The sequence below is a fragment of the Acidovorax sp. KPB24-07 genome, from assembly GCF_057543315.1.
In genome coordinates, this window is record NZ_BAAJYS010000135.1 from 1 (window position 1) to 9697 (window position 9697).

Sequence of the window (9697 nt, forward strand, 5' to 3'; positions counted from 1 at the left end):
ATCGTGGGCAGCGACGACGTGTTCGACGCGGCCCTGCGCCGCGCGGGCGCGGTGCGGGTGCGGTCGTTCGTGGAGCTGTTCTCCGCCGCCAAGTGCCTGGCCTCGCGCTATCGGCCGGTGGGGCGGCGGCTGGCCATCGTCACCAATGGCGGCGGGCCGGGCGTGCTGGCGGCCGACTGGGTGAACGAGATCCTGCTGCAGCTGGGCCGCCTGTCCCCGGCCTCGGCCGAGGCGCTGGCGCCGCAGCTGCCGCCGCTGGCGTCCCTTGCCGATCTGATCGACGTGTCGGAAGAGGCGGGACCGGAGCATTTTCGGCGCGCGGTGGAGGCGGCCGAGAAGGACCGCCAGATTGACGGCGTGCTCGCCATCTATTCGCCCAAGCCGGGCACCGATGCCGCCGCGGTCGCCACTGCGCTGGCCGAGACCAAGCGCCTGATGGGCAAGCCGCTGCTGGCGTGCTGGATGGGCGATGCCTCGGTGGGCCCGGCGCGCGAGGTGCTGCGCGCGGCCGCCATTCCCAGCTTCCGCACGCCCGAGGCGGCCGTGGGCGCCTTCGGCAATATTGCTTCGTTCTACCAGAACCAGCAGTTGCTGCAGCAGACGCCGCCGCCGCTCACCTCGCTGGCCAAGCCCGACATCGAGGGCGCGCGGCTGATGATCGAAAGCGTGCTGGCTGAGCGCCGGCACGTGCTGACCGAGATGGAGTCCAAGACGCTGCTGGCTGCGTTCAACGTGCCGGTCACCAAGACGCTGCTGGCGCGCAGCGCGCACGAGGCGATGATGATCGCCACGCAGCTGGGCTTTCCGGTGGCGCTCAAGATAGATTCGCCCGATGTGAGCCACAAGTCCGACGTGGGCGGCGTGGCGCTCGACATCCACACCGGGGCGGCGGCGCGCGATGCCTATACCGACATGGTGCAGCGCGTGGCCCGCCTGCAGCCGGGCGCGCGCATCCAGGGCGTGACGGTGCAGAAGATGGCGCGCGCCCGGCGCGGGCGCGAGATCTGCATCGGCCTGGTGACGGACGACCCGTTCGGCCCGGTGATCACCTTCGGCGCGGGCGGCACGATGATCGAGCTGATCGACGACCGCGCCATGGAGCTGCCGCCGCTCAACCAGTTCCTGGCGCGCCGGCTCATCGAGCGCTCGCGCGTGGCCGAAACGCTGGGCGAGTGGCGAGGCGCCAGCGCGGCCAACCGCGAGGCGCTGGAGCAGGTGCTGCTGCGCGTGTCCGAAATGGTGTGCGCGCTGCCGCAATTGCGCGAGATGGACATCAATCCGCTGATCGTGGACGAGCAGGGCGCCGTCGCCGTGGACGCCCGCATCGTGGTCGGCCACGCCGCGCAGTCCATGGGCGGGCGCAGCGAGCATTACAGCCACCTGTCCATCCTGCCGTACCCGGCGCGCTACGAGCAGGTGTGGCCCCTGCGCGGCGGCGGCGAATACCTGGTGCGCCCGGTGCGGCCCGACGACGCGCAGATGCTGCAAAAGCTGGTCAAGGAACTGTCGCCCGAGAGCCGGTACTTTCGCTTCATCTCGCAGATCGCCGAGCTGCCGGCCTCGATGCTGGCGCGCTTCACGCTCATCGACTACGACCGCGAGATGGCGCTGGTGGCGGTGTACCGCGAACGCAGCGCGGGCGAGGACGGCGAGATCATCGGCACCGAGCGCATCGTGGGCGTGTCGCGCTACGTGACCAACCCCGACCAGTCCAGCTGCGAGTTCGCGCTGGTGGTGGCCGACGACTTCAACGGCCGCGGCCTGGGATCGCGCCTGATGCTCAGCATCATGGACGTGGCCCGCGACCGCGGACTGTCCGAGGTCGACGGGCTGGTGCTGGCCAACAACCCCAGCATGCTCAAGCTGATGCGGCGCCTGGGCTTCGAGGTGAAGGCGTACCCGGACGATCCGGATTTCAAGCTGGTGACGCACCAGCTTTGAGGCGCGCCGGCAGCGCCAGCGTGCCTCTCCGCATCACAGCGCCGGACAGGGCCGCGCCGGCCCGCACGCTGCCCGTCCCGCCCCGCGTTCTGGTGGTTCTGCCGGCCCCAGGCGATCAGGACCGGCATGGGCTGCAGAAACGAATGTCCCAACGGCGTGACCGCATCGTCGACCCGGGAATCAGCGCTTTCAGCGCGCTGAAGCGCAAGGTACCGCCGGCTCCCTGCTTGTTCCGCAAGAGCGGACCGGCGAACATCGCAGCACCCGGGCGGCACCCGGTGCTTTGCGATTGGCGCATGGCCCGTCCCTTCTCGCAACCCGTTACCCCAACCGATCCATGAAAAAACAGCTCACCCACCTTCTGCTGGCGCTCGCCGCCTCCCTGCCGCTGGCCGCCGTGGCGCAGGTGCCCGTTCAGCCCGCGGCCGACCAGGCGCCGTTGCTGGCAAGCGCAGACCCGGCACTGCGTGCCAACAAGCGGTTGGTCTACGACTTCTGGCGCGAGGTGTTCGAGGCCGGGCAAGTGGCCCAGGCCGAGAAATACGTGGCCGAGTCGTATATCCAGCACAACCCGAACGTGCCCACCGGCCGCTCGGCCATGGTGGGTTTTATCCAGCGACGGAACCCCACGCCGAAGCCCGTGGAGGATCGCATCAAGGCGCCGCTGGTCTCGATCGTCGCCGAACGCGACATGGTCATCCTGAGTTTCGTGCGCGAGTACGCCGAGCCGAAGGACCCGACGCGCCAGTACACCACCACCTGGTTCGACATGTTCCGCATCGAGAACGGCAAGATCGCCGAGCACTGGGATGGCGCGGTGAAGCCGTCAAACCCCTGAGAGGCGGCAGCAGGGGGCAGGGGCCCGACCGTCGGCGCACCTGCTGGGTCCGGGAGATGCGTTCGCCATGCAGCGCATCGGTTCGCGCCGGCGCGGATGGCACCGGCCTGGCTGGGTTGTAGTCAAGGCCCCTGCCGCATCCCCTCCGCACGCACCCCCTCCATGATCTCTCATCCGCTCTCTGCAAGCCCCCAACGCAGTGCGGCGGAGAGCCGAGAATCCGCCAGCCAGGCGACCCCGCCCCCCGCCAACCCGGGCACTCCTGCCCCCGGGGCCAGCCACCCGTCGCTCCTGCTGGAGCGGAGGCGGCGGACACTGGGCGAGCGGGCCAGCGAAGGACTGCGGTTCAATGCGCAGCTTCCCGCGCTGGGCGACCGCATGGCCGGGTGGTTCAGTCCCCGCTCCTTGCCGGGGGTCGGCAGCCCGTTGTCGACGCCCCGGTCCAGCCCGGGCGCGAGGGCGTTCTCCAGCCCGCCTTCGATCCTCACGGCCCTCCTGGACCCGCCCACGCCGGTGGCGCGGCACCGGGCGTCCGATTCCTGGAATGCTGCCCTGGCCCTGGGCCAGGAGAGACGGCTCCAGAGCGTGATGCGCTCGACCAGCCCGGGGGTGGTGCTCAGCCCGCGCCTGGTGCGCAAGCTCAGCCAGCAGTGCAGCGCGCCGGACCTGGTGGAAAGACTCGCGGCGATGAAACCGGGCGCGGCGGACATCGGCAACGGCTTCACCGCCGTCGCGCTGGAGCCTTCCGGCGACGGCACTTCCCATGCCGCACAGGGCCTGCGGCGACTGGGCGCAGGCGCCGCGGGCACGGCCTACGCGGTGCGGCTGTCCGAGAACTTCTGGCGCGATGGCAGGGATTGCGGGCGGGATTTCGTGTTCAAAGCCATGCTGAGCACCGATCCTGCCAACCCCGCCTCCCGCACGCTGTACGACACGCTGGGGGAGGGCGCGGACCCGACCGATGCCATCGCGCAGGAGAAGGCCAAGATCCACAAGGAATACCAGGTGGCGGCGGCGCTCGGCGACACCGCCCAGGTCATGCGGGTCTATGGCCTGGTCCAGATCGGCAGCCTGTTCGGGATCCTGGCGGAGAAGATCGAAGGCCCCAAGGTCAGCCAGGTGATCGACTTGTCCCGCCAGGCGCTGAACCAGGGGGACATCAAGCCGCTGGAGTACCTGGCCCTGGCCTGGGAAATGGTGGCCGACGTGCTCATCGGCGCCTCGCGTTTCGCCGACGAGGGGGTGGTGCACCAGGACATTTCGCACAACAACGTGCTCTACGACGAGCGCCAGAAGATGTTCCGGCTGATCGACATGGGCCTGGGGGTCGAGAAGGGCGAGCCCCTGCGCATGGGCACCTGGGGATACGTCGAAATGCGTGCCTCGGCCAGCCACCACAAGCGCGACGTCTACAGCGTGGCCCAGTTGCTCGTGCATTTCCTGAAATCGCCGGACTTCCCCATGGGCCTGATCGGCATCAGCAGCGCGTCTTCGGTAGAGACCTTTCCGTTCATGGATGCGTTGAAGGCGCTGCCGCCGGACAGCAAGGCCGATGTCGTCCAGCTTCTCAACCGCATGATCGCCCGGGATCCCGGTGAGCGCGCCAGCGCCCAGGAATTGCTTCAGGACCCGCTCTTCGGCGAGATGCCGCCCCGCGATGACGTCCATGCGATCTACCAGCGATTGAGCGGCCCGCTTTCGCCGGTCCTTTTGCCGGTGGCCGACCGGGCGGGCACCAGCCCTCAGCGCACCGTCAGCGCGTCGATGGCCAGCAGATCGTCCTGCGACAGCGTGCCCGCCGCCTGGCGCAGCTTGAGCGTGCCCAGCAGCACGTTGTAGCGGGCCTGGGCGAGGTCACGCTTGGTCTGGTAGAGCTGGCTTTGGGAGTTGAGCACGTCGATGTTGATGCGCACGCCGACCTGGTAGCCCAGCTGGTTGGCCTCCAGCGCGCTCTGGCTGGAGGCCTCGGCCGCCTCCAGGGCGCGCACCTGGCCCTGGCCGGACTGCACGCCGTAGAACGCGGCGCGCGTGGCCTGCGCCACGGTGCGGCGGGCATTGTCCAGGTCGGCCAGCGCCTTGTCTTCGAGCGACAGGGTTTCCTTCACGCGGTTCTGCACGGCAAAGCCTGCGAACAGCGGCAGCGTGAGCTGCACGCCCACGGTGGTGTTGTTGGTACGGGAGTTGACGTTGGGAATCGTCGGCGTGCCCTTGGGGTTGCGCGAGACGCTGTAGCCGGCCTGCAGGTCCACGGTGGGCAGGTGGCCGGTTTCGGCCTTCTTCGTCTCCAGGCGGGCCACGTCGAGCGCGATGGCGGCCTGGCGCACCTGCGGCTGCAGCTCTTCGGCCGAGCGCACCCAGGTGCCCACGTCGGCAGGGGCGACCTCGGGCAACCGCACGGGCTGGGCCAGCGGCTGAGGCGCCACGCCGGGGCGGCCCACCACCTGATCGAGCGCCAGCTGCTTCACACGCAGGTCGTTGTCGGCGGCGATCTCCTGGGCGACGACCAGATCGAAGCGCGCCTGCGCCTCGCGCGAATCGGTCACGGTGGAGGTGCCCACCTCGAAGTTGCGCTTGGCCGATGCCAGTTGCTCGGCCACGGCGGTTTTCTGGGCCTGCACGAAGGTGAGGGTGTCGCGCGCGGCCAGCACGTCGAAATACGCCTGGCTGACCCGCACGATGAGGTCCTGGGCCACGCCTTCGAGCTGGGCCTGCGCGATGTCGATGCCACGCTGGCCCTGCTCGAAGGTGATGCGGTTGGCCGGGCGGAACAGCGGCTGCGAGGCGGTGAGGCCCACGCTCTGGCTGGGGGCGCTCAGGTCCACCGGCGGGCGGTTGACTTCGGTCTTGGCGTAGTTGGCCCCGGCGGAGAGTCCGGCGCTGGGCAGCAGCCCGGCCCGGGCCTGCTCGGCGCGGCTGCCGGCGGCGTCGTACTGCGCCTTTGCGGCCTGGAAGGGCGCGTCATAGCCGCGCGCCATCTCCACCAGTTGGGACAGGCTCTGGGCCTGCGCGCCGAAACTGGCGAGCGCAGCGGCCACGGCCAGGGACAAGGGAATGCACCGAAGCAAGGTCGTCATGAACGTCTTTCAGGAAAAGGAAGGCGTGGCGCCCCACGCTGCCGGGCCCGATGCCGCGGCCACGGGGATCGATCAGTACCGGGGGACCGCCGCGTCGCGCTCGTGCGACCAGGCATCGATGCCGCCGCTGATGTTGGCCACGCGGTCGAAGCCCTGCTGGTCGAGGTAGTTCGCCACGCGCAGGCTGCGCACGCCGTGGTGGCACAGGCAAGCGGTGGGGCGATCGCGGTCCAGTTCGGCCAGGCGCGTGGGCAGCTCGCCCATCGGGATGGCGGCCACATCGAACCCGTCCTCGGCGGCGACGCTCGCGGTCTGCAGCTCCCACGGCTCGCGCACGTCCAGCACCAGCGGGCGGGCACCGACGGGGGTGGCGGCGAGCCACTCGGTGAGCTGGGCGGGGCGGACGTGGTCGATCATGCGGATTCCTGAGAAAGACGAAAAGGGATCAGAAGGTGAAGCGCGATGGCTTGGGGAAGTGCAGCAGGCGCGGGGCGATGGTGTCCCACGGCTGCGTGGTCTCGAAACGGTCGCCGGTGCGGCGGACGATGGTGGCGCGCATCATCGGCTCCTGGCCGACGATGGCGGCGAGCCGGCCGCCTTCGCTCAACTGGGACAGCAGGGCCTGGGGCACCTCGCTCACCGAGCCGCTGAGCACGATCACGTCGAAGGGGCCTTGCGCCGCCGCGCCCTGGGCACCGTCGGCCTGGCGCACTTCGGCGTTCAGCACGCCGGCGCTGCGCAGGTTCTCACGGGCGAATTCGACCAGATCGGGCTCGATCTCCAGCGCCAGCACCTGCGCGGCCCGGTGGGCCAGCAGGGCCGCCATGTAGCCCGAGCCGGCGCCGATCTCCAGCACCCGGTCGGTCGGCTTGACCTGCAGGTCCTGCAGCAGGCGGGCTTCCACGCGCGGGGCCAGCATGCACTGGCCCAGGCGCTGGGCCAGCTCATTGGAGGCATTGAGGGGGATCTCCATGTCCATGAACGCCATGCTGCGGTAGGCGGGCGGCACGAATTCCTCGCGGCGCACCACGGACAGCAGGTCCAGCACGTCGGTGTCCAGCACGTTCCACGGGCGGATCTGCTGCTCGATCATGTTGTAGCGGGCCTGCAGGATGGGATCGCTGATGTTGGCGGACGTGTTCAGGGGCATGTTCATGGGGTTACTCCGGGCGGGATCGTGGATCGGGTCAACCCTCGATTTTAGGGGCCGCAGGCGGCGCGGCCACCGGCACGGAGAGCCCGCACAGGAGGTTGTCCACCTGCGCGGCGATGAAGCGCTCGGGAGAGAGCCGCTCCAGGTCGGGCATGCAGGCCGTGGAGTGCTTCCACATCGTCATGAAGATGAGCGGCGCCAGCACGATGTGGATGCCGCAATCCATGTCGGGCACGCGGAACTCGCCCCGGTCCACGCCGCGCTGCAGGATGCGGCCGATGAGCCGCTGGCCGGGCTCGACCACTTCGCTGCGGTAGAAAGCCACGATGTCGGGAAAGTTATTGGATTCGCCGAGCATCAGCTTGGTGATGCCGGAGGCGGGTGTGGCGCCGATGCGTTCCCACCACAGCTGGTAGGCGTAGCGCAGCAGTTCGGCGGTGCTGTGGGGGTACTGGTCGATCTCCAGGTCCCACTCGGGGAAATGGCGGCCGATGCTCTGGCGCACGACTTCCTTGAAAAGGTCTTCCTTGCTCGGGAAGTACAGGAACAGCGTGCCCTTGGACACCCCGGCGCGGGCCGCGACCTCGTCCACCTTGGTGGCGGCGTAGCCCTTCTCGACGAAGAGTTCCAGCGCGGCGTCCAGCAGTTCGCCCGGCCGTGCCTCCTTGCGGCGCTCGCGCTTGGAGGCCTCGGTGGACGGCGGGGGGGCGGGGGAGGGAGACGAATTCATAATTAATGACTGACTGGTTAGTAATGTAGCAATCCCGCAGAGCAGCGTCAACGCGGCAGGACTTCCATAATGGCCCGATCGCCACTTCTTGCCTGTAAGACCATCCCATGACACTGCAAACCATCACCCTGGGCGGCGGCTGCTTCTGGTGCACCGAAGCCGTGTTCGACCGCGTTCGCGGCGTGACCGACGTGGAGAGCGGCTATGCCAACGGCCGCGCACCCAACCCCACGTACGAGGACGTCTGCACCGGCACCACCGGCCATGCCGAGGTGGTGCGGCTGACCTTCGACCCCGCGGTGATCGCGCTGCGCGACCTGCTGGAGATCTTCTTCGCCACGCACGACCCCACCACGCTGAACCGCCAGGGCAACGACGTGGGCACGCAGTACCGCAGCGGCATCTACACCGAAAACCCCGAGCACCAGGCCGAAGCCGAGGCGATGGTGCGGCAGATGTCGCAGGACAAGCTGTTCGGCGCCCCGATCGTGACCGAGGTGGTGCCGCTCAAGGGCTACTGGCCGGCCGAGGATTACCACCAGGACTATTTCCTCAACCACCCGGGCCAGGGCTATTGCGCCTTCGTGGTGGGCCCGAAGGTGGAGAAATTCCGCAAGACGTTCACGCGTTTCCTGAAGCCGGACTGATGCGGCGGCGCCAGCAAGGGCCCTGGCGGGACACCATAGAATCAACCGAAAGTTACGTAATTAATCGGCAATATTCCGTTGTTTTTGTCTAGACTTCCGCCTGTCGAAACAAAACGAAGCGGAGGTCGAACCGTGTCGGCAGGTGCAGAGAATGAACCCCGGTGGCTGGACTATTGGCGGGAGAACATGGAGGCGCTCGGGATTCCCGTGCCCGCCACCGCGTTCCCGAACTACGCGTTGATCGTGGGCACCATCAAGACCCTGGTGGACGCCGCCCGGGTGCATGGGCCGCGGGTGACGGTGGGCGAGCTGATCGTCGCCGGCACGCTGCCCGAGCGCCTGGCCATGCTGGGGGCATTGGGCGTGGCCTACTTCGCCGGGGCGGCGGTGGGCAGCGCGGCCGTGGCCACCGGCCGGGTGATCTCGGGCGGCACCGGCCTGTCGGACGTGCTGTTCTATGCGTCGCGCCACGGCTTTCTCAACCCGCAGGTGGGCACGGTGCTGCAGACCCACCCGCAGATCTACCAGCGCCAGCACGCGGGGCGGCTCACCCTGGCGCTGTCTCCGCAAAGCCTGTCTCGGCTGAGGTGAATCCCATGGCTCCATCCCCCTTCAAAGACGGAACGTACTTGCTGGTCACGGCATTGGCGTGCGCAGGCGCATCGTGGCTGGCATTCGCGTATTTCGGGGAGGCGGTGTTCTACGGACTCTTCGGCCTCTCCTGGCTGGCCCTCAGCCTGGACAACGTGCGGCTGCGGCGCCAGCTCCGGAAACTGCAGGACGGGCAGGCGCCGTAGCGGCCGGGTGGGGCAGGCGGGCAAACCGCCAGACCGCCGAATGGGAAGGGTGGCTCAGGGCAAAGCTGCCATAATGCAACCCGTTTGCGTTACCAAGCCATCCCGGCGCCTTTGCGCGCGCCGCCGGCCGCCCGCCATGCCCCGTTCTCCCCACTCCGATCCCTCCGCGCCCCGCGCCCTGCCGCCCGGCCTGCGTTCCACCCGCGCCACGCGCGCCCTGCTGGCGCTGATGTCCTCGCAGCCCTCCGTCGCGGTGTCCGGCGCGGAGGTGGAATCCGCCCTGGCACGCCGGGGCGTGGTGGTCAACCGCGTCACGGTCTACCGGCTGCTGGACCGGCTTGCCAGCGCCGGGCTGATGCGCCGGCACATCGATGCCCAGCGCGTGGCCCGCTACACCCTGGTGGGCCACAAGAGCGAGCCGGCCGCGCCGCATTTCGAGTGCAACGACTGCCACCGGCAGTTTCCTGTGACCGAGGGCGCGGCCCCGCTGCAGGCGGCCGCGCGCCAGATGCTGAAG

At 69.1% G+C, this 9697-nt stretch carries 11 protein-coding genes; 7 read left to right on the forward strand and 4 right to left on the reverse strand.

Annotation, left to right across the window (positions count from 1 at the left end; all coding sequences use genetic code 11):
- The 3 genes from AC27IQ_RS14245 to xopAU form a co-directional block, all read left to right on the forward strand.
- Nucleotides 1–1941, forward strand: a 1941-nt coding sequence (locus tag AC27IQ_RS14245; RefSeq protein WP_487089859.1) for a bifunctional acetate--CoA ligase family protein/GNAT family N-acetyltransferase, incomplete at its 5' end; no start/stop codon positions are given.
- A 337-nt stretch (nt 1942–2278) separates the two neighbouring features.
- The gene (locus AC27IQ_RS14250) at nt 2279–2779 is read left to right on the forward strand and encodes a nuclear transport factor 2 family protein (protein ID WP_487089860.1); all 501 of its coding nucleotides are present in this window, start codon (nt 2279–2281) and stop codon (nt 2777–2779) included.
- 162 nt (nt 2780–2941) lie between these two features.
- A complete protein-coding gene (gene xopAU, locus AC27IQ_RS14255) occupies nt 2942–4618 on the forward strand; it encodes a XopAU family type III secretion system effector serine/threonine kinase (RefSeq protein ID WP_487089861.1) in 1677 nt (558 codons plus the stop codon).
- On the opposite strand, the gene AC27IQ_RS14260 is transcribed toward xopAU, so the two are convergent.
- The 4 genes from AC27IQ_RS14260 to AC27IQ_RS14275 all read right to left on the reverse strand — a co-directional run bounded on the left by AC27IQ_RS14260 (nt 4522) and on the right by AC27IQ_RS14275 (nt 7736).
- Nucleotides 4522–5853 (reverse strand): TolC family outer membrane protein, encoded by a 1332-nt coding sequence (locus tag AC27IQ_RS14260; RefSeq protein ID WP_487089862.1) that lies wholly within the window; start codon nt 5851–5853, stop codon nt 4522–4524. The two genes, xopAU and AC27IQ_RS14260, sit on opposite strands and share 97 nt — an antisense overlap.
- Nucleotides 5854–5925: 72 nt before the next feature.
- Complete coding sequence (locus AC27IQ_RS14265) at nt 5926–6270, reverse strand: rhodanese-like domain-containing protein (protein ID WP_284428383.1); 345 nt, start codon at nt 6268–6270, stop codon at nt 5926–5928.
- A 28-nt stretch (nt 6271–6298) separates the two neighbouring features.
- Nucleotides 6299–7009, reverse strand: coding sequence for a protein-L-isoaspartate O-methyltransferase family protein (locus AC27IQ_RS14270; RefSeq protein ID WP_487089863.1), 711 nt, complete (start codon nt 7007–7009; stop codon nt 6299–6301).
- Between the two features lie 31 nt (nt 7010–7040).
- On the reverse strand, nt 7041–7736 hold the full coding sequence (locus AC27IQ_RS14275) for a TetR/AcrR family transcriptional regulator (RefSeq protein ID WP_284428381.1): 696 nt from the start codon (nt 7734–7736) through the stop codon (nt 7041–7043).
- A 107-nt stretch (nt 7737–7843) separates the two neighbouring features.
- Here AC27IQ_RS14275 and msrA point away from each other — a divergent pair, with 107 nt between their 5' ends.
- The 4 genes from msrA to AC27IQ_RS14295 all read left to right on the forward strand — a co-directional run.
- The gene (gene msrA, locus AC27IQ_RS14280; protein ID WP_284428380.1) at nt 7844–8383 is read left to right on the forward strand and encodes a peptide-methionine (S)-S-oxide reductase MsrA; all 540 of its coding nucleotides are present in this window, start codon (nt 7844–7846) and stop codon (nt 8381–8383) included.
- A gap of 132 nt (nt 8384–8515) precedes the next feature.
- Complete coding sequence (locus AC27IQ_RS14285) at nt 8516–8974, forward strand: hypothetical protein (RefSeq protein ID WP_487089864.1); 459 nt, start codon at nt 8516–8518, stop codon at nt 8972–8974.
- A gap of 5 nt (nt 8975–8979) precedes the next feature.
- Nucleotides 8980–9180 carry a hypothetical protein gene (locus AC27IQ_RS14290; protein WP_317354990.1) on the forward strand — a complete coding sequence of 67 codons (201 nt, stop codon included), beginning with the start codon at nt 8980–8982 and terminating at the stop codon, nt 9178–9180.
- 136 nt (nt 9181–9316) lie between these two features.
- On the forward strand, nt 9317–9697 hold a 381-nt coding region (locus AC27IQ_RS14295), incomplete at its 3' end, for a Fur family transcriptional regulator (protein ID WP_487089865.1).

Coding starts and splice junctions, on each gene's coding strand:
- AC27IQ_RS14250 (WP_487089860.1), top strand. CDS start 2,279: ATGAAAAAACAGCTCACCCACCTTCTGCTGGCGCTCGCCGCCTCCCTG.
- xopAU (WP_487089861.1), top strand. CDS start 2,942: ATGATCTCTCATCCGCTCTCTGCAAGCCCCCAACGCAGTGCGGCGGAG.
- AC27IQ_RS14260 (WP_487089862.1), bottom strand. CDS start 5,853: ATGACGACCTTGCTTCGGTGCATTCCCTTGTCCCTGGCCGTGGCCGCT.
- AC27IQ_RS14265 (WP_284428383.1), bottom strand. CDS start 6,270: ATGATCGACCACGTCCGCCCCGCCCAGCTCACCGAGTGGCTCGCCGCC.
- AC27IQ_RS14270 (WP_487089863.1), bottom strand. CDS start 7,009: ATGAACATGCCCCTGAACACGTCCGCCAACATCAGCGATCCCATCCTG.
- AC27IQ_RS14275 (WP_284428381.1), bottom strand. CDS start 7,736: ATGAATTCGTCTCCCTCCCCCGCCCCCCCGCCGTCCACCGAGGCCTCC.
- msrA (WP_284428380.1), top strand. CDS start 7,844: ATGACACTGCAAACCATCACCCTGGGCGGCGGCTGCTTCTGGTGCACC.
- AC27IQ_RS14290 (WP_317354990.1), top strand. CDS start 8,980: ATGGCTCCATCCCCCTTCAAAGACGGAACGTACTTGCTGGTCACGGCA.